Genomic DNA, 19,308 nt, shown 5'->3' with positions numbered 1-19,308 from the left:
TCATAGCACTTATGTCATCAATATAAAAAAGCCCTCACACCTTGATGTGAGGGCTTTTACATTTAAAGACGAAATGGCAAACGCGATACTGAATCACGTTAAACCAAATTTGCTCGATTAATCTTTAAAGTTATCAAATTGGAAAGGCTGGCCTAACTCAGACTCACGTGCCAACGCCATGACAGCTTGTAAATCGTCACGTTTTTTACCTGTAACTCGTACTTTCTCGCCTTGAATAGACGCTTGCACTTTAAGTTTGCTGTCTTTAATTAGCTTGACCAGTTTTTTAGCGATTAAGGTTTCGATACCTTCTTTAAACTTCACTTTTAGGGAGAAGGTTTTGCCGCTGTGGATGGCTTTCTCATCGACTTCCATCGAAGACGGATCCACATTACGTTTGCTCAGTTGCATACGTAAAATGTCCACTAATTGTTGGCATTGGAAGTCATCTTCAGCGGTTAACGTGACCACATGATCCTTATATTCCACGTCAGCCGTTTTACCGCGAAAATCGAAACGTGTCGCCAGCTCACGCTTAGTATTATCAACCGCATTACGCAGTTCAACTTCATTCACTTCTGACACAATATCCATTGAAGGCATAGTTTTTATGTCCCATATCAAATTAATATGCAGCTAGTTTACCCACACACAGGCCTAAGTTGAAGGTAAAGCCTAGAATAAAAGCGTAATTATGGATGACTTTAGTGGTGGATTTTCCTATCATTGCCCCACTCTAAGCTAATGCAAACATATTTGTGATAACTAAAAACACCCTATTTAAGCTGGCTTTAGCCGTAGCCTTTGTCGTGATCAGTTATCTGGTATTTTCCAGACCAACCTATTCGCAAAGTATTCCGAATATCGACAAGGTAGGCCATCTTGGGAGCTTTTTTTGCCTCTCCTATCTCTCCTACCTCGCTTTCAAACCTAAGTGGTATTGGCTATCGCTCACATTGGCGAGCTATGCCATTTTAATTGAGCTAGTGCAATCGCGCTTGCCCTACCGTAGCGCCTCTGTGGCGGATGTCATTGCCGACTTTGCCGGCATAGCGCTGTTCTACTTTTGTAATTGGGCCTATGGCAAATACTTCCGTGCGGCGCAGTTGCGGGAAGATTAATCCGAACGCTATAAATGGGCACTGATACAAAAACCTTAAGGCTGCGAATATGACTCATGCTGTGGATATTGCCATTTTAGGTGCAGGTGCCGTTGGGCAACTGATCTGTCGCCAATTGACATTTGCGGGCATGAATGTCGGTTTTATCGGCCGTAATGACCTCGAATCTAGCCAGCAAGTACTGAGTTTCACCCCATTAGCGTCTGCAGATGACCATCAACAGATACAAGCTATCCCGTATTCGGTGCCTATCTTAACTGCCGATGCGCTCGACAATATCCGTCTGGTGATTGTCTGCGTTAAAGCCTATCAAGTGCTCGATGCGCTCTCTCCCTTGCTCAAGCAACTGCCTAGCCAATGCCATATTTTGTTATTACACAATGGCATGGGACCTCATTTAGCGCTGGCACCGCTGATTAATGCGCAAGCCAATGGCAGAGGGCTAAGCCTAGGGACAACGTCTCAAGGGGTGTTACGCCAAGCCCCTTGGCTGATTAAGCAAACCGGACAAGGGCTGACTCAGCTGGGGCATTTCACAGGCGCTGAACTGACGGAGCATTATCGCAACGCTTTGCTGGCTGCCATCCCGAGCAGTGAATGGGTCGATACGATTGTGCCTTACCTGTGGCAAAAACTCGCAGTCAATGCCGCCATCAATCCGCTCACGGCGCTATATCAATGCCCCAATGGCAAACTAGCTGAGCCAGATTTTAGTGAAATGATAAATAGTATTATCGATGAGTTGGTCATGGTTGCCGCACATGATGGCGTGTCGCTTGATCAATCATTTTTGCACGACAGGGTCTACCAAGTGATCCGTCTCACTGCGGGGAACTTCTCGTCGATGCACCAAGATATTGCGCATCAAAGGCGAACCGAGATAGACCAAATTAACGGCTATATCTGTGAGCGTGCACAAGCGCACGGTTTAAGTGCGCCAGTCAATACCGAGCTCTGGACGCGAGTCAAACAGCTAGCAGTTTAAGCGAGCACAACTAGCCTAGTTCAATTAAAGTTAACCTAATGTTTAATCAAGATAATCTGTAAATCACGATTTAATTCCCCACATTCATGCAGCGTATTAAAACGCTGACTCCCTTCGCTTTATATCCACTCGACACTATCTGCACTGATACTTGCCAGCAGAACTTATCTTGCACCAATAAAACGCACCAAATCAGGGCGACTTGATTCTGTTTTGCACCGTTTTGCATCAATCCTTGATGCTATTTCGGTGCGACTGAATGTTAACGCAATGATAATAAATGCTTTGTTTATATGGCCTGATTCCTGCTTTATTCCAATAAATTGAGTCTGAAGTTTGTTGGAGAGAAAATTGAAACTGGTCACCGCAATCATTAAACCGTTCAAATTAGACGATGTACGTGAAGCCTTAACTCAGCTCAACGTCCATGGCATGACAGTCACTGAAGTGCGCGGCTTTGGCCGCCAAAAGGGCCATACAGAATTGTATCGTGGCGCCGAATACGCAGTGGACTTTTTGCCTAAGATGAAGCTCGAAGTCGCCATTCACTCCGATCAAGAAGAAGCCGTTATCGAAGCCATTATTGCCGCGGCCCATACAGGCAAAGTGGGCGATGGCAAAATCTTTGTGACCGAACTCCAACAAGTCGTGCGCATTCGCACTTCGGAAGAAGGAGTGGATGCCCTATGATACTAGCGAACTTCAGACTCAGTTTTAAATATCTATTGATATTATTCAGTATGTTGGCGACCAATGCTGTCGCCGATGAGGGTCAGTTCAGCGCCGCAAATACTGCGTGGATCTTAAGCTCATCCGCGCTGGTATTATTGATGACCTTACCCGGATTAGCCTTATTTTACGGCGGTTTAGTACGCAGTAAAAACGTACTCTCGATATTGATGCAGTGCTTCTCTATCGCCGCCCTTGTCTCAGTTTTATGGTTTGCCATAGGTTATTCGCTCGCCTTCGATGCGGGCAATAGTTTTATCGGGGGCTTAGGTAAAGCATTACTGTCAGGCATTGGCCGCGATAGTCTCAGTGGGGATATTCCTGAGCCCCTGTTTATGCTATTTCAAATGACCTTTGCCATTATCACGCCAGCTTTAATCATCGGTGGCTTTGCCGAGCGAATGAAATTCTCAGCTGTGCTCATCTTTTCAGGGGCTTGGTTATTATTGGTTTATGCGCCGATCACCCACTGGGTGTGGGGCGGAGGCTGGTTAGCACAGCTAGGACTGTACGATTTTGCTGGCGGAACCGTGGTGCATATTACCGCCGGGGTTGCAGCACTCGTGGCGGCTAAAGTGCTAGGTCCGCGCAAAGGATTTTTAAACTCGGCGATTATGCCGCACAACCTGACCATGACGGTTACTGGTGCGGGCATGCTGTGGGTCGGTTGGTTTGGTTTTAATGGCGGTAGCGCGCTCGGCGCCAATGGCACTGCAGCCATGGCGATTTTAGCAACTCATCTCGCCGCTTCTATGGGCGCGATGACCTGGGCGGCAATTGAGTGGATTAAGTTTGGTAAACCCAGCGCCCTTGGCATAGTCACCGGCATGGTAGCAGGCTTAGGCACTATCACGCCGGCGTCTGGTTATGTTGGCCCAGCGGGCGCCTTAGTGATTGGTTTACTCGGCGGGATCGTGTGTTTTTACTCAACGGTTTATATCAAACAGAAACTTAAGATCGATGACTCCTTAGACGTTTTCCCCGTACACGGGGTTGGCGGTATTCTCGGAACTCTTTTGGCCGGCGTGTTTAGCTCGACCCAATTAGGCGTCTTTAGCGGCTACGGTTTTGCGGCCGTGAACGAAACCATGATAGACCAACTTGGGGTACAGATTATCGGGGTCGCGGCAACATTCACTTATACAGCTGTGGTCACTTGGTTACTGTTCGTGATCATCCGTAAGCTACTTGGCGGCCTTCGTGTCAGCACAGAACAAGAAGTTAACGGCTTAGATTTATCGGAACACGAAGAAACTGGCTACAGCCTTTGAATGGGCCTCTAGCCAGAGCTGTTAACCAGAAACTTTAAAAAGAGACTTTAACGCTAAGCTTTCAACCAGAGGCTTAAACCAAAGCCTTTAACACGCACTTTTAGCTATAACGCTTGAACAGCAATAAGGGCACCTAGGTGCCCTTATTGCTGACTGATTTTATGATGCTAACGTTTAAAATGCTCGACTAACCATAGCTTTAAATCGGCGAGTTTCATCGGCTTAGCAAAGAGATACCCTTGCAGAAAATGCACTTGGCGACTGGTTAAATAATCCGCCTGCTCCTGCGTCTCAACCCCTTCTGCCACCACGACATAATTCATCTTATGGGAAAGTTCAATAATAGTATCAAGCACATGGGAAGTGACAGAATCTTGTCCTATGGTATCGATAAAACATTTATCAATTTTCAGATAGTCTAACGGCATCGTTTGCAGCAGGGATAAAGTGGTTTGCCCAGTACCAAAATCATCGATGGCCACTAGAATCCCCAACTGGCGTAAGCTTTCAATGCGCTGGCCAATATTCGGCGTTAATAATTGCCGTTCGGTGATTTCAATCAACGGCTTAACGCCAATACGCTCCAGGGAATCCCGCAGATGAATAAATTTCGACTCAATATCATCCTGCGTAAAGTGTTCTGGCGCCACGTTAAACGCAATTCTAAAGCCCGGTTCGACCTTCATATCAGCAAAATCTTTTAATGCCCGCTCAAAAATATAGTTGGTCAATGGGACAATTAACTTGCCCTCTTCGGCAATGGGAATAAACAAATCAGGCCGCACTAAGCCCATTTGTGGGTGCTGCCAACGCACTAATGCCTCAACGCCTTTTGCCTTGCCGTCCTCGGCACAAATCACTGGCTGATAAACTAAGAAAAACTCTTCGTTCTCTATCCCACTGCGAATGTCATCGGCAAGGGAATGGCGAGTAACCCTTGAATAGAGCACAAATAGAATAGTCCCCGTAATCAAGACTATGCTAACGGGCAAAGAAATGGCCAAAAATATCCAAAAGAAATGCCAGAAAAAGGCAGGTGACATTGCTAATAACACTGAAAAATTGTGCTTATCAGAATCGAGCGTCATCACCTCATTTTGTTTAAATTCGGGTGACTCAGGAATCGTTTTACCATTTATAGATAAAGCGACATTGATCACTGCGCTGGGAAACACATTGGGCTGTACAAAGGAGTCTAATAAATATTGCCCTTCAATAATCACAGCAGCGCCGTGCTTAGATATCGGCTCCCAGTTTGATGCTACTATCGCAGGCACCTCAGGCATAAAAGGCGTGCCGCCAATAATAAACTGGTTAGGTATTTCAAGATTTTCAGTGGTACTGACTATGCCTAAAGGAACGTCGATATCACCTGTTTTAGATGAACAATAAACACGTTGTGAATCAAATATTAAAGCTGAGCGAAAGTAAGGCTGGAACAACATATAGTTGTGTAATTCTTGGCACTCAGTGTCCTTCAGCGCCAATGCATAATGGCTGATTTCATCGGCATGAGAGATCAAAGTATCTATGTGACCAACATAAATCCCCCCCACACCTTTGACTTTATCTTCCACAAAATACTGCGCAGAGAGATAACTTGCGACCACAGCAACCCCTATGGGAAACAATATCACTGCCAGCCATTGCCACAATGGCAGATTTAATTTTGCTATTTTTCTTCGCATAGTTCTCTGTTTAGTTCCTTAACTCGCACAGCACTCGGTTAAAAATGGTATCAAAATCTAAGCGGCAAGACGTGTATATGTTTGTATCTCAGTTCATATCAGCTTGATATAAACTGGCTAAATCGAATTTTATTCTAGTATAAAAAACCAGTATGACATCAATGAGTTTTAATCTATTCCCACATCACTAAAATAGCGGCGATAGCGATAAGCACTAATCCAAGCATATCTTTTATCTTCACTTTTTCCTTCAACCAAAAGGTGGCAATCAAGAGCATAAAGAAGACTTCAACTTGACCTAAGGTTTTTACATAAGGCACAGCCTGCAGCGACATAGCACTAAACCAGCCGATAGAACCTAAACAACTGGCGGTACTAGTGAGTAAGGTTAGCTTAGGTCGCTGCCATAACGCGGCCAGTGTGGATTTATCCTTAAGTAACAGATAACTGACTAACACTAAGGTCTGTAGACTAATCACGAATAACAGCACCCAAGCGGCGCTATGGGGGAAGCCGATATTCAAACACAAACTCGCCTCCCGCACCCAAAGCGATGTCAGCGCAAACGAGGTTCCACAAACTAAACCAATCAATACCGTATTGAGCGACAGACTTCGAAGACCTTGTTTGGCACTCAACAGAAAAATCGCCACACCGCCCAGCAACACACCCGACCAACCTAATGGCGACAAATGAGTGCCAAAAAACACTGTGCCTAATATCGCCGCAACCACAGCTTCGCTCTTTGCTAGCCCTGCCCCAATGGCAAAGTTCTGTTGCTTGAACAGTTTTACCATCAAGCCTGTTGCTAGGATTTGCATCGCCGATGCACCTAAAATAAAACCGATAAAACGGCCGCTAAAATCGGGGATACCGACATCCTGCCAAAGATATAAACCTGCTAGATACACGGCGGCAATTGGCCCTGCCCAAATAAAACGCGCTAAGGTCACGCCCGCAACACTCACCTCTTTACTGAGCTGGCTTTGAAACGCATTACGCCAAGCCTGCATAAATGCCGCCAGCAAAGTTAGTAAGATCCACATGAAGGTATTCCGTAAAGAATGAGGTCGGCAATAAAGACGAGGGTTAGGCAAACCTCATCATAAAACATTAATGTTTCAGATAGCTACAGGGTTATGGCAACCCGATTCTTTCAGCTGAAAAACAAAAGCCCCGAACGGGTCGAGGCTTTGGGATTAAATCATTAAGTCACTAATTCATTAAGTCTTAGCTTGCGATTACTTGCTAGTATCGATTGGCTCGAAAGATTTAACCAAATCGTCAATCGCTTTCATTTGCTTCAGATAATTTTCTAACTGATGCAAAGGTAAGGCACATGGGCCGTCGCACTTAGCGTTATCTGGATCGGGATGCGCTTCAATGAATAGACCCGCTAAACCTAGCGCCATACCGCTGCGCGCTAATTCGGTCGCCTGTGCACGACGTCCGCCCGCAGAATCGGCACGGCCACCTGGACGTTGCAGCGCATGGGTCGCATCGAAAATCACTGGATAGCCAGATTGCTTCATCTCATCCATGCCCAACATATCAACGACTAAGTTGTTATAACCAAAGCTTGAACCACGTTCACATAGGATGATCTCGTCATTACCCGCTTCGTTAAACTTAGTGATGATGTGGCGCATTTCGTGCGGCGCTAAAAACTGTGGTTTTTTCACATTGATGATAGCGCCGGTTTTTGCCATAGCGACAACCAGATCAGTCTGGCGGGCTAAGAATGCTGGCAACTGAATGATATCAACCACTTCAGCAACAGGCGCACACTGGTGCACTTCATGCACGTCAGTGATCAAAGGTAAGTTAAAGGTCTTTTTAATTTCTTCAAAAATCTTCAAACCTTCTTCCATGCCTGGGCCACGGTAAGAGTTGATTGAAGAGCGATTCGCCTTATCAAAGGACGCCTTAAACACATAAGGAATACCCAGTTTTTGGGTCACTTCGGCGTAGGTTTCAGCAATCGACATAGCAAGATCGCGAGACTCAAGCACGTTCATGCCACCAAACAACACGAAAGGTTTATCGTTGGCAATCTCGATTGAACCTAGGTTAATGATTTTATTACTCATCGCAACTTCTCTCTAAAATGCTGGAACCTTTCCCAGCGATGAACTGAATATAGGGCTAAGGCCGCTATGCCGCAACTGCTTGTAAAAGCTGGCCACAGAGCCACGCCATGTAAGTCCCTAACGCATAACCAAATACGGCTAACAACACACCAACAGGTGCTAAAGCGGGGTGGAATGCCGCAGCAACGACAGGGGCAGATGCTGCACCGCCGACGTTCGCTTGGCTACCCACGGCCATGTAAAACAGCGGGGCTTTAATCAACTTAGCCACCAATAACATAAAGCCGGCGTGCACTAACATCCAAATAATGCCCACTAAAAAGTACAGAGGCGTGTCGAGCACTTTACTCACATCCATGTGCAGACCAATCGTCGCCACTAAGATGTAAAGGAAGGCCGACGCCACTTTTGATGCCCCCGCCGCCTCTAAATGGCGCACAGGGCTGAAGGACATAGCCAAACCAATGGTTGTGACTATCACCACTAACCAGAAGAACTTAGAGGTTAAACTGTAATCTTCGGTCCAAGGGTAGTTCGCTTCAAAAAATGGCCCAAGGAAATCGGCGGCCATATGGGCAATACCTGTGATACCAAAGCCAACGGCGACAATCAGCATAAGATCGCGCAGATTAGGAATGCGTGCATTTTCAGCGTGATACTTTTCTACTTTATCTTTTAACGCTTCGATTGCTGAGGTATCGGCACCCGTTCTGGCATCAATCTCTTTCGCCTTTGAGGCCATAAATAACAATACGGCCATCCAGATATTGGCGACAATCACATCGACTGTCACCATCACAGAGAAAATATTGCCACCTACCGCATAGATTTCTTTCATCGCGGCTTGGTTTGCGCCGCCACCAATCCAGCTTCCGGCTAAGGTCGTCATGCCGCGCCATACCGCATCAGGACCATCAACTCCAATTAAAGAGGGCTCGATGATCGACACTAACAGCAAGGCAATCGGGCCACCGATGACGATACCGACAGTGCCGGTTAAAAACATGATTAAGGCTTTCGGCCCTAAACTTAAAATAGCTTTTAAATCAACGCTTAAAATTAATAAGACTAAACACGCTGGCAGTAAATAACGTGACGCCACAAAATACAGTTGTGAGGTATTACCGTCGATCACCCCAAAGGTATTCAATAAAGAGGGCAAGAAATAACACAATAAAAGGGCGGGAATGAAACGATAAAACTTCTGCCAAAAAGGATGACTACTGCTACTGGTATAAAATACAAAACCTAGAATTGTCGCGAGTATCCCTAACGCCGTGGCATCGTTCGTCACTAAAGCCGTGCTTGTCATGCTAATTTCTCCCTGTTAATACAGTTATTATTTTATTTTTATTAGAGACTTAACCTTTAAGTCCCTGGGTCAAACTTTCATCTGCCCAGTGTTATTATTTTTGCTGATTGGATTGAACAGTTGATAAATAAGAAGAGCCCCGAAAGGCTCTGCTTTAATGGTAAATCTCGGCATGCTCGTTTAATTCTTTGAGCTGCATCTTCACGATTTCGATCACGGGGTCGTGGGGGCTGTTATCGACAAAATGCTGCAAATCAGCAGCGGCCACATTAATACAACCCAGCTGCTGCGCGATAAAGGCTCGCTCACGATTGAGGTGCACATCATCGCTATGCCATTGCAACAGGAGACTGCAACATTCCATCGCCGCCTCAAATTGATGCGACACTATGCAACCGGCTTTTAGCTCATGCAGCATACGCGTCAGCAGTTTTTTCACCGTTGCTGGCTTTAAGTAACTCGCCTTAAGCTCGGCCGCATTGCCTAACTCGCCGCGCACTAACACATGCAACTGGTGACGGTTAAGCTTCTTGCCTGTCAAAGGATCCAGATAACTCACTTCACCGGCAATCTTGCAACGCAGCACAGTATTACCAGGTAGCAATATCGGTTCAAGCTCAAGATCTAACTGCTTCGCCAGTAACATCAAGACAGTTGCCAGCGTAGTGCTATTCCCTTGGCGGCTAATCAAGCAAGTGCCTAAATCCGCCGCCTCTGTACTGAAGTAGTTATCACGGACACAAAAGCCTAAATCCTCGTAAAACCAATGCAACAGCGCATTAAAACGCTGTTGTTGGTCAACCAAGTAATGACTTAATACGGCTCCCGCCATTTCAAACCAAGCCCATTTAGCGGCTTCTAGTTTAGAAAATCCAAGGTGCGCACCTACATCCAATGCCGACTCGGGCAATGAAATGCCATCTTGCAGAGTGTAGTTACCCATTAACCCAATAATACCGCTTGTTTAAAATGAGCCAATTTAGCAGCATAAACCAGCCAGCCTATCGCGCCTAAGTAAGCAAATACTTTGAACAACTTGTTTCTGTTTGCCTTTATGGCAATCGCACCTAGGACAATGTAAGCAACTACAGCACCGATTTTTTCGGTCATCCAAGGATCCACAAAAGGAAATTGTTGGATCATAAAACACAGGGTTAAACCCGACAGCAATAAGAAAGTGTCGATAACATGGGGCGCTATCTTGAGCAGTTTCTTCTCCATCAAAGCCGATTGGCGCAGATGCAGAACAAAGCGCACGGTAAGCAGCAACACGCTTAACGCGATAAAGGTAAAATGCAGATGTTTAACCGCAGGATATAGACTGTAAAAAGTTTCCATTACGATACTTATGGTCAGTGACAAAGGCGCTAGTTTACCCTAATCCGTGACGGCATACCAATGCCTATCAGCCTAGATAGCCAGAGCTAACATCATAAAAAATCAAACGAGAAGTCACGATGAATTTAAGCTTAATTAACGACGAATCAACCGAGTTCGCCGATGCCGTAAAACAAAAAATTGTCGAGTTTAACCAAGCCCAATGGCAAGGGCTTAGCCGTAAAAATCTCGGCCTCAAATTACAAGATACCGAAGGTAAACTGTTAGCGGGAATAAGCGGCAAAACCTTCGGCAATTGGTTGTTAATTGAGTATCTGTGGGTCGATGGCACCCTAAGACACCAAAAAATCGGCACGCGCTTGCTATTAGAAGCAGAAAGCCAAGCAAAAGCGCGCGGCTGCCAATTTGCCCTGCTCGATACCTTAGATTTTCAAGCTAAGCCCTTCTATGAGCGCCACGGCTATCGCGTACAATGGATACAACAAGCCTACCCAGAAACCGGCAGTAAATTCTTTATGGTAAAAGTGTTGTGATGTTTGAGGTTGGCGATTTTAACCTTACATCTGCTTAAACTGACTCTTTAGAAAACAAAAACGCCATTGGCAATAACCAATGGCGTTCGATAAATCGGTATAACAGGGTAAATACCTTCACTTAAAGCAACGCGTTATTCTGCCCATTTACCCATAGTACATCTGTCATTACTGCCAAAGTCTCGCACTGTGGCGACATTTTCATAGCCCAGTTCGATAAGCTTAGCTCTGAGTCTTACCGCCTGTTCAAAACCATGTTCGAGAAGGATATAGCCGTTAGGCTTTAAGTAATCTCGAGCAGTGTTGGCAATATAGTAAAGATCGGCAAAGCCTTCCTCGGCGGCGGTTAACGCGCTTTGGGGCTCGAAACGCACATCACCTTGGTGCAAATGTTCGTCTGCTTCATCAATATAAGGTGGGTTTGAGACGATTAAGTCAAAGTCACGCGACTTTACCGCGCTAAACCAATCGCTTTGAAGAATGTCGACCTGCGGCAGCTTTAAATTCTCACGGTTCGCGATAGCCAAAGCCACGGCATCATCGACTTTATCGACCGCGGTGATTTGCCATGACTCACGCTCAGACGCTAACGCCAACGCAATAGCCCCAGTGCCAGTACCTAAGTCGAGCACTTTGGCATAGGTTGAAAGCGGCAGGTTCAAAGCGGTTTCGACCAGAATTTCCGTGTCAGGACGCGGGATCAAAGTCGTGTCGTTAACGATAAAAGGCAGCGACCAAAATTCACGCTCACCAACAATATGTGCCACAGGCACGCCCTTTTGACGTTTCTGTACCATTTGCTGGAAGCGTTTCCACTGTTCAACCGTCAAGGATTTTTCAGGCCAAGTGTATAAATAGCTGCGACTTTTATTGAGGCAATATAACAACAAAACCTCTGCATCCAGATGAGCGGATTCAGAGGTTGATGCTAACTGCACATAAGCCCATTGCAGAGCTTCGGCTATGCTAGATTGATCTGACAAAACTACCCCTGCTCGTCAGCCAGTGCGGCTAACTGATCGGCTTGATGCTCTTGCATCAGAGGCAATAAAATAGCATCGAGATCGCCTTCCATCACTTCGTTCAAGCGATATAAGGTCAAGTTGATGCGGTGTTCGCTCACGCGGCCTTGCGGGAAGTTGTAAGTACGTACACGTTCGGAGCGATCGCCACTGGCAACCAGACTACGACGGGTCGTTTCTTCGGCGCTACGGCGTTTTTCGTCTTCAAGAGCTTGTATACGTGCGGCCAGTACACTCATGGCTTGGGCACGGTTCTTATGTTGCGAGCGTTGATCTTGGCATTCCACCACGATCCCCGTTGGAATGTGGGTAATACGAATGGCAGAATCGGTTTTGTTAACGTGCTGACCACCCGCGCCCGATGAACGGAAAGTATCTACTTTCAGATCGGCTGGGTTAATTGAAATCGCTTCTGCTTCAGGCACTTCATGTAATACAACCACAGTAACCGCTGAAGTATGCACACGGCCTTGAGATTCGGTTTCTGGCACACGTTGTACGCGGTGACCGCCAGACTCAAACTTAAGTTTGCCGTATACGCCGTCGCCACTCACCTTCATGATAACTTCTTTGAAGCCACCATGTTCGCCTTCGTTACAGCTCATGATTTCGATCTGCCAGCGATTTGCTTCGGCATAACGGCTGTACATGCGGAATAAGTCACCGGCAAAAATCGCCGCTTCATCACCGCCTGCACCTGCACGGATCTCAACGAAGGCGTTTTTATCGTCGTCAGGATCTTTTGGCAATAATAGAATTTGCAGTTCATCTTCAAGATGCTCGAGCTTAGCCTTAGCGGCTTTCATCTCTTCCTGCGCCATTTCGCGCATTTCAGCATCGTCTTCTTCCAGCATTTCTTTGGCAGAATCGAGATCGACCTGCGCTTGCTGATAGGCTTTAAAGCCAGCAACAACGTCTTCTAACTGGGCATATTCTTTCGATAACGCGCGAAACCTGTCTTGATCCGAAATGACGCTAGCATCACCCAGCAAAGCCATGACTTCTTCATTGCGCTCGAGCAAGCCTTCCAGCTTGCGGATAACGGATTCCTTCATTTAACTCGCTAACCTTAGTTTTTATCTAATCCAAGCGCTGATCTTAACTGACCGAGAGTATTCAAATCGCCCTGACGACTCGCTGCCGTGAGGGCCTGTGTCGGTGCGTGGATAAGTTTATTGGTCAGGCGATTGGCTAGTTCAATCAATACCTGCTCAGTGTCTGAGCCCTGGGCTAATTTATTCAGGGCGCGTTCCACTAACTCATCTTTTACCGCCATGCTCTGGCTGCGATACTCGCGAATACTGTCGACCGACTCTAAAGAACGGATCCAATCCATAAATAAGAAAGATTGTTCTTCAGTAATTACTTCAGCTTGCTCGGCGGCTTCTTTTCGAGAAGCCATATTCTGTTCAATAATGCTATGCAGGTCGTCCACTGTATACAGAAACGCGTCATCCAAATCGGCGACTTCCGGCTCAATATCCCGGGGAACTGCTATATCAACCAATAACATAGGTTGATGGCGACGCTGCTTTAGCGCTTTTTCGACCATGCCTTTACCTAAGATAGGCAGAGGGCTGGCGGTAGAGGATATCACGATATCGGCTTTTGGGAGATAATCTGGTATCTGTGCCAGTGTAATAGCTGTTGCACCAAACTCCTCGCACATGCCTTGAGCACGTTCTAACGTCCGGTTTGCCACCACCATTGAAGCCACGCCGTTGTCTTTAAGATGCTTCGCAACCAGCTCTATGGTTTCACCCGCGCCAATCAATAGCACTTTTGTGGTCGATATGGATGAGAAAATATGTTTCGCCATGCTAACCGCGGCAAATGCCACTGACACTGCGGCGGCGCCGATTTCAGTATCGGTACGGACTTTCTTAGCGACCGAAAAGGTATTTTGAAAGAGTCTATCTATGGTTAAGGCAACCGTACCAGCCTCTTTGGCCTTAACGAATGCTTGTTTTACTTGGCCGAGAATTTGCGGCTCACCCAAGATCAACGAATCGAGCCCAGAGGCCACACGCATCAAATGCCTGACGGCATCCTGACCGTGATAATTATAGAGACAAGGCGCGACGTCCTTATGATCAAGGCCGTGATATTCTTCAAGCCACGCAATAATGTCGGCCTCATCGCCGTTGTTGCAATACAACTCAGTGCGATTACAGGTCGAGACAATAACGGCTTCACCCGAGCGTGTACGACTGGCCAGACTCTTCATAGCGTCATGAATTTTGTCCGGAGAGAAGGCAACTTTCTCGCGCAGGTCTACCGTGGCTGTTTTATGGTTAATACCGATTGCTACAAGGCTCATCTGACTCTTTCTAGATTCTTGGCGACTCTCTTAATAAGGGCATTCTACTGAATCGGCCCAACTAAAAACAGAATACGCTTAACAAAACCGAATAAAGGTCTAACTTCTTACCTAAATTTTCTATCAATGATAGGTAAGGCAGGATTTGCCCCGAAGGAACAAATCTAAGTGACCGCCGATGGAAATTTTACGTTTGGCATTGGTATTCTTTCCAAGCCCTCGTATCATAAGGACTTTGGTATATCAGTCATAGATGAATAATTTGAAGCGCCTCACAAAAACCATTTTCTCTTGTTTTACCTTAAGCGCCCTACTCTTGCTGGCGGGGTGTGAAACCTTGCCGCCAATGACTGACCTAAGCCCAATCACAGTCACGGATGCGCGCCAAGCAACCGCTTGGGAATTACAGGGTAAACTGGCGATAAAAACTCCTGACGATAAGCTCAGCGCTAATATCTACTGGCGCCACAGTGAAGATCGCGACGAACTGACACTCACCACTATGCTAGGTACGACTGTGTTGACGCTTAACTCAACCCCGAACTCGGCCCATTTGCATATCGATGGCAAAGACTTTCGCGACGATAATGCCCAACGTTTACTCGAGCGTGTCAGCGGTTGGTCCATCCCCTTGGCCGATTTACCTTTGTGGATCACTGGCCAAGTTGGCCCCAATGATCAGGTCATCGTACGCGATAGCCAAGGCAAACCTAAACAGCTAACCAATACTCAAACCCCGCCACCTTGGCAGGTCGCATTTTTAAGTTGGCAATCCCAGAGCGGCGCCAGTGTGCCCCATCAATTAAAGCTTGAACGTGGTGATTTACAACTCAAACTACAACTGAATCAATGGCAAGCTCTTGGCAAGCCCGCGATCTTAGTCGGAGAACAACCTTAACATGCCCGCTGCAATTTCCCGCAATTGGCCTGCGCCAGCCAAGCTCAACTTGTTTTTACACATTAATGGCCGCCGCGCCGACGGTTACCACGAACTGCAAACCTTGTTTCAGTTTATCGATTGCTGCGACATGCTCGATTTTAAGGTCACTGAAACCCCTGAACTGATTTTGCACTCCAATATGTCGGGCGTTGTCGCTGACAGCGATAACTTAATTCTGCGAGCCGCAAAATCATTACAGCAAACCACGGGCTTTAACGGTGGCGCTGAGATCTGGCTGGATAAACGTCTGCCCATGGGCGGCGGTTTAGGCGGCGGCTCGTCCGATGCAGCGACCACATTAGTGGCATTGAACAAGTTATGGCATACCCAATTATCGACCGAAGAATTGGCTAAAATCGGCCTTAAATTGGGTGCCGATATTCCTGTTTTTATTCATGGTTTCGCCGCTTTTGCCGAAGGTGTGGGGGAACGCTTACAAGCAGTAAATCCGAGTGAGCCTTGGTACTTAGTCATAGCCCCCGATGCCCATGTTTCCACCGCCGACGTATTCCAAGATCCACTTTTACCGCGTGATACCCCGAAACTAGCCATAGATACCTTAATGAACCAACCTTGGGCAAATGATTGTCAAAAACTAGTCGTTTCTAAATACCCTCAAGTTGCCAAGGCATTAGGCTGGCTGCTAGAATATGCGCCGTCGAGAATGACAGGAACAGGCGCATGCGTGTTCGGGAAATTCACACAACAGCAACAAGCTCTCGCAGCCTTGGCGAAATTACCGTCTGAAATGCAAGGATTTGTTGCACAAGGGATGAATCTTTCGCCGCTCATCACGCGACTCAGTCACCCTTAAACTACTTTCTTCTAGAGTAACCACTTAACGATAACGCCTCGGGTTCCTCCCGTCCCTATATCGTCGTTACTCTAGCCACTAAAATATAAAGCAAACGCCTGAGGTTCATACAGTGCCCGACATCAAGCTCTTTGCTGGGAACGCCACCCCCAGTCTCGCTAAAAAGATAGCCGATCGTCTATTTTGCAAACTCGGAGACGCAGTGGTTGGTCGTTTCAGCGATGGTGAAATCAGTGTCCAAATTAACGAAAATGTACGTGGTGCCGATGTGTTCATCATCCAATCCACTTGCGCGCCGACAAACGACAACCTGATGGAACTCATCGTGATGGTTGACGCGCTGCGCCGTGCATCTGCTGGCCGTATCACAGCCGTTATTCCTTACTTTGGTTATGCTCGTCAAGACCGTCGCGTTCGTAGCGCCCGTGTACCTATTACTGCAAAAGTCGTTGCCGATTTCCTGTCTAGCGTGGGTGTTGACCGCGTTCTGACCTGTGACCTGCACGCTGAGCAAATCCAAGGTTTCTTCGACGTTCCCGTTGATAACGTATTCGGTAGCCCAGTGCTGCTAGAAGATATGTTAGCGAAGAACTTAGATAATCCAGTCGTTGTTTCTCCAGACATCGGTGGTGTTGTTCGCGCTCGCGCAGTAGCAAAACTGTTGGATGATTCTGATTTAGCGATCATTGATAAACGTCGCCCACAAGCAAACGTTGCTCAAGTTATGCACATCATTGGTGATGTTCAAGGTCGTGACTGCATTATCGTTGACGATATGATCGACACAGGCGGCACTCTGTGTAAAGCGGCTGAAGCCTTAAAAGAACATGGTGCAAACCGCGTATTTGCTTACGCAACTCACCCAGTGTTCTCTGGCAAAGCGGCTGAAAATATCGCTAACTCAGTGATTGATGAAGTTATTGTGACTGACACTGTTCCTTTAAGCCCAGAAATGTTAAAAGTGGCTAAAGTGACTCAGTTAACTATGTCTGCGGTACTGGCTGAGGCAATTCGTCGCGTAAGCAACGAAGAGTCTATTTCTGCCATGTTCCGTCACTAATAGTTACGTCGCTAATAGTTCAGTCACTAACAGTTCCGTTACTGAACGTTCTGACTAATCTGAGTGGTTCCGATGCACAGTGTGCTGTTTTAACGAATCACTAAGCTTGCAGAGCTAATCACTCAGACATAAAAACGCACTCCTCGGAGTGCGTTTTTGTTAGTGTATTTTCTAAGCTAGCTTCTGCTCATTAGATTAGAGTTGGCTTTTAAATATTAGATTTTAAAATTACTGACCGCACGGAATAAGAATTCAGCCTGCGCTTTCAGCTCATCCGATGCCGACGCATTGGCATCTGCCGCATGGGAGGATTCTTCGGCGATATCGCGGATCACCACCACGTTCTTGTTCACTTCGGCCGCCACCATGCTTTGCTCTTCAATCGCCGCGGCAATTTGAGTACTCATGTCCATGATGTTACGCACATCGGTATTAATAAGCTTGAGTAACGCACCAGCACTAGCAGCCTGCTCCGCACTCTCAACGCCTTGTTTTTGACTCGATTCCATCAATTGCACAATCGAGCGAGTACGCGTCTGTAAGGTCTGAATAATGTTCGCAATCTCTTGGGTTGACGATTGAGTCCGCATCGCTAAGTTACGCACCTCATCGGCAACCACGGCAAAACCACGGCCCTGCTCACCCGCACGCGCCGCTTCAATCGCCGCATTCAAGGCCAAGAGGTTGGTCTGCTCGGCAATACCGCGGATCACATCTAACACGCTACCGATTGTCTCGCTGTCACGTTCCAGCTCATTAACGACCGCTGCCGAGCTATTGAGCTGCTCAGCAAGTGACTGGATTTTATGAATCGTTTGCTCAACTTCTAATTGGCCACTTTGCGCATTATCGTGGGTCTGACCCGCTTTTGATGCCGCTAACTCAGTTGTTTTAGCAATTTCGTCAATGGTTGCGCCCATTTCAGTGATCGCCGTTGCAACCATGTCAGTCTCATTGAGCTGTTGACCTACGCCTTCAGAGGCAAGCATGGCATTTTCGGATACGCGCTTACAGGAGGTGTTAATTGTCGCGACCGACTCAATCACTTGTTCAATCAGTTGCTGGAAGCTACTCACCATACTATTGAAATGCTGTGCAATTTCGCCAAGTTCATCTTGCGTTGACGCATCGCATCTCAAGGTCAGATCTTTACTTACTTCGATGCGAGCAATGATCTGCGTGATGCGCTCAACTGGAGCGATAATACTGCGGATAATCAGATAGGTGATGAAAGATAGCAGCAACGTGATAAAGATAAACACAGCAATACCTACATTAACGCTGCTGCTCTCAGCATCATCAATCGCCTTAAGCGCTAGGTTATGTAAGTCATTCGCGCTGCTTTCAATTTGTAGGTTGGCCGCAACAAGACGCGCCATAGTGCCATCTTTCTCGGTCAAACCGAGTTGCTGCTCTTTATTGGTTAAGCTTTTAAAATCTTTCTGATACTGAGTAATAAGCTCTGCAATTTTATTTTGAGTATCAGCATCTAAGCTCGAAGAACGCAGCTTGTCATTGAACTTGCCAATATTGGCATCGAAGGTTTCAACATAACTTAGCTCACGGCGCAGCATAAAATCTTTTTCATTACGTCTCAGTTGCAGCATAGCCACTTCGAGTTCGAGCTGATTATATTGCTTAAGCAGCGTTTCAACATTGTGCACCGCCGAACGCAATGTGCCGTACAACCCCGTTTTGGGTGTTAAGCCAATCTCCTGCTGTAGCTGCACCACTTCAGAGAAAGCAACTTGATACTGATTTAAATTACTGTCGAAACTTTCAAGCGATGCCTTGGACACGCCATATTCTTTAAAGACTTTCTCTAACTCGGGGACAATGCCGTCGATTGCCATGTGGCTTTTCTTATGTAGCTCTGCATATTTTAAATCCTTGCGAGCGAAGAAATCCTTTTCGTTTTTACGCAGAATTAAGACGTCACGCTCTAACTCAAGCACACTTTGAGCGGCATGGGAGAGCTCAGACTTAACCGAATTTGAATGGAGTTGTAATCCAAACATGGCAACTAATGCCGAAATAGACACAGCTGCACTGAGTAACAACTTTGAGCGGATAAACATAGAAAGT

19 protein-coding genes are annotated in these 19,308 nt (G+C 46.6%); 8 read left to right on the top strand and 11 right to left on the bottom strand.

The genetic code is table 11. The annotated features are described in order from the left end of the window. Window positions 1-117 precede the first annotated feature (117 nt). Window positions 118-603 carry a YajQ family cyclic di-GMP-binding protein gene (locus DYH48_RS02125; RefSeq protein ID WP_006080274.1) on the bottom strand — a complete coding sequence of 162 codons (486 nt, stop codon included), beginning with the start codon at window positions 601-603 and terminating at the stop codon, window positions 118-120. Window positions 604-758: 155 nt separating this feature from the next. On the opposite strand from DYH48_RS02125, the gene DYH48_RS02120 reads away from it, so the two are divergent. The 4 genes from DYH48_RS02120 (at window position 759) to DYH48_RS02105 (ending at window position 4,106) form a co-directional block, all read left to right on the top strand. Further along, entirely contained in the window at window positions 759-1,121 is a 363-nt protein-coding gene (locus DYH48_RS02120; protein WP_006080272.1) for a VanZ family protein, read from the top strand. A gap of 49 nt (window positions 1,122-1,170) precedes the next feature. Then, entirely contained in the window at window positions 1,171-2,106 is a 936-nt protein-coding gene (locus tag DYH48_RS02115) for a ketopantoate reductase family protein (RefSeq protein ID WP_115333924.1), read from the top strand. A 351-nt stretch (window positions 2,107-2,457) separates the two neighbouring features. Beyond that, window positions 2,458-2,796: a P-II family nitrogen regulator gene (locus DYH48_RS02110; RefSeq protein WP_006080270.1), complete on the top strand. Its 339-nt coding sequence runs from the start codon at window positions 2,458-2,460 to the stop codon at window positions 2,794-2,796. Continuing rightward, a complete protein-coding gene (locus DYH48_RS02105; RefSeq protein ID WP_115333923.1) occupies window positions 2,793-4,106 on the top strand; it encodes an ammonium transporter in 1,314 nt (437 codons plus the stop codon). The genes DYH48_RS02110 and DYH48_RS02105 overlap by 4 nt, the downstream gene beginning before the upstream one ends. A gap of 167 nt (window positions 4,107-4,273) precedes the next feature. Here the strand turns inward: DYH48_RS02105 and DYH48_RS02100 are convergent, their stop codons facing one another. The 6 genes from DYH48_RS02100 to DYH48_RS02075 all read right to left on the bottom strand — a co-directional run bounded on the left by DYH48_RS02100 (window position 4,274) and on the right by DYH48_RS02075 (window position 10,534). Further along, the gene (locus tag DYH48_RS02100) at window positions 4,274-5,794 is read right to left on the bottom strand and encodes an EAL domain-containing protein (RefSeq protein ID WP_115333922.1); all 1,521 of its coding nucleotides are present in this window, start codon (window positions 5,792-5,794) and stop codon (window positions 4,274-4,276) included. A 173-nt stretch (window positions 5,795-5,967) separates the two neighbouring features. Next, on the bottom strand, window positions 5,968-6,840 hold the full coding sequence (locus DYH48_RS02095; RefSeq protein ID WP_115333921.1) for a DMT family transporter: 873 nt from the start codon (window positions 6,838-6,840) through the stop codon (window positions 5,968-5,970). 195 nt (window positions 6,841-7,035) lie between these two features. Beyond that, window positions 7,036-7,884: a 3-deoxy-8-phosphooctulonate synthase gene (gene kdsA / locus DYH48_RS02090; RefSeq protein WP_006080266.1), complete on the bottom strand. Its 849-nt coding sequence runs from the start codon at window positions 7,882-7,884 to the stop codon at window positions 7,036-7,038. A gap of 64 nt (window positions 7,885-7,948) precedes the next feature. Next, window positions 7,949-9,196: a DUF819 family protein gene (locus DYH48_RS02085; protein ID WP_012090149.1), complete on the bottom strand. Its 1,248-nt coding sequence runs from the start codon at window positions 9,194-9,196 to the stop codon at window positions 7,949-7,951. 154 nt (window positions 9,197-9,350) lie between these two features. Beyond that, on the bottom strand, window positions 9,351-10,139 hold the full coding sequence (locus DYH48_RS02080) for a SirB1 family protein (RefSeq protein ID WP_115333920.1): 789 nt from the start codon (window positions 10,137-10,139) through the stop codon (window positions 9,351-9,353). Next, window positions 10,139-10,534 carry a SirB2 family protein gene (locus DYH48_RS02075; RefSeq protein WP_006080263.1) on the bottom strand — a complete coding sequence of 132 codons (396 nt, stop codon included), beginning with the start codon at window positions 10,532-10,534 and terminating at the stop codon, window positions 10,139-10,141. The genes DYH48_RS02080 and DYH48_RS02075 overlap by 1 nt, the downstream gene beginning before the upstream one ends. 119 nt (window positions 10,535-10,653) lie before the next feature. Between DYH48_RS02075 and DYH48_RS02070 the strand changes: the two genes are divergently transcribed. Next, window positions 10,654-11,067, top strand: coding sequence for a GNAT family N-acetyltransferase (locus DYH48_RS02070; protein ID WP_115333919.1), 414 nt, complete (start codon window positions 10,654-10,656; stop codon window positions 11,065-11,067). Window positions 11,068-11,201: 134 nt separating this feature from the next. Here the strand turns inward: DYH48_RS02070 and prmC are convergent, their stop codons facing one another. Genes prmC through hemA form a run of 3 tightly spaced genes read right to left on the bottom strand, consistent with a single transcriptional unit; the run spans window position 11,202 to window position 14,409 of the window. Beyond that, window positions 11,202-12,050, bottom strand: coding sequence for a peptide chain release factor N(5)-glutamine methyltransferase (gene prmC, locus DYH48_RS02065; protein ID WP_115333918.1), 849 nt, complete (start codon window positions 12,048-12,050; stop codon window positions 11,202-11,204). A 2-nt stretch (window positions 12,051-12,052) separates the two neighbouring features. Further along, on the bottom strand, window positions 12,053-13,144 hold the full coding sequence (gene prfA / locus DYH48_RS02060) for a peptide chain release factor 1 (protein ID WP_006080259.1): 1,092 nt from the start codon (window positions 13,142-13,144) through the stop codon (window positions 12,053-12,055). A 14-nt stretch (window positions 13,145-13,158) separates the two neighbouring features. Continuing rightward, the gene (gene hemA, locus DYH48_RS02055; RefSeq protein WP_006084077.1) at window positions 13,159-14,409 is read right to left on the bottom strand and encodes a glutamyl-tRNA reductase; all 1,251 of its coding nucleotides are present in this window, start codon (window positions 14,407-14,409) and stop codon (window positions 13,159-13,161) included. Window positions 14,410-14,662: 253 nt separating this feature from the next. Here hemA and lolB point away from each other — a divergent pair, with 253 nt between their 5' ends. From lolB to DYH48_RS02040, 3 genes are all read left to right on the top strand, one after another. After that, window positions 14,663-15,307 (top strand): lipoprotein insertase outer membrane protein LolB, encoded by a 645-nt coding sequence (lolB, locus tag DYH48_RS02050; protein WP_006080257.1) that lies wholly within the window; start codon window positions 14,663-14,665, stop codon window positions 15,305-15,307. A gap of 1 nt (window position 15,308) precedes the next feature. Next, window positions 15,309-16,163: a 4-(cytidine 5'-diphospho)-2-C-methyl-D-erythritol kinase gene (gene ispE / locus DYH48_RS02045; protein ID WP_115333917.1), complete on the top strand. Its 855-nt coding sequence runs from the start codon at window positions 15,309-15,311 to the stop codon at window positions 16,161-16,163. 112 nt (window positions 16,164-16,275) lie between these two features. After that, complete coding sequence (locus DYH48_RS02040) at window positions 16,276-17,223, top strand: ribose-phosphate pyrophosphokinase (RefSeq protein ID WP_006080255.1); 948 nt, start codon at window positions 16,276-16,278, stop codon at window positions 17,221-17,223. A 215-nt stretch (window positions 17,224-17,438) separates the two neighbouring features. On the opposite strand, the gene DYH48_RS02035 is transcribed toward DYH48_RS02040, so the two are convergent. Further along, the gene (locus DYH48_RS02035) at window positions 17,439-19,301 is read right to left on the bottom strand and encodes a methyl-accepting chemotaxis protein (protein WP_115333916.1); all 1,863 of its coding nucleotides are present in this window, start codon (window positions 19,299-19,301) and stop codon (window positions 17,439-17,441) included. Window positions 19,302-19,308 lie beyond the last annotated feature (7 nt).

The sequence above is a fragment of the Shewanella baltica genome (assembly GCF_900456975.1).
Classification (GTDB): domain Bacteria; phylum Pseudomonadota; class Gammaproteobacteria; order Enterobacterales; family Shewanellaceae; genus Shewanella; species Shewanella baltica.
Note: the sequence above shows the minus strand (reverse complement) of the source record. Positions and strands in the feature narration are given on the sequence as shown.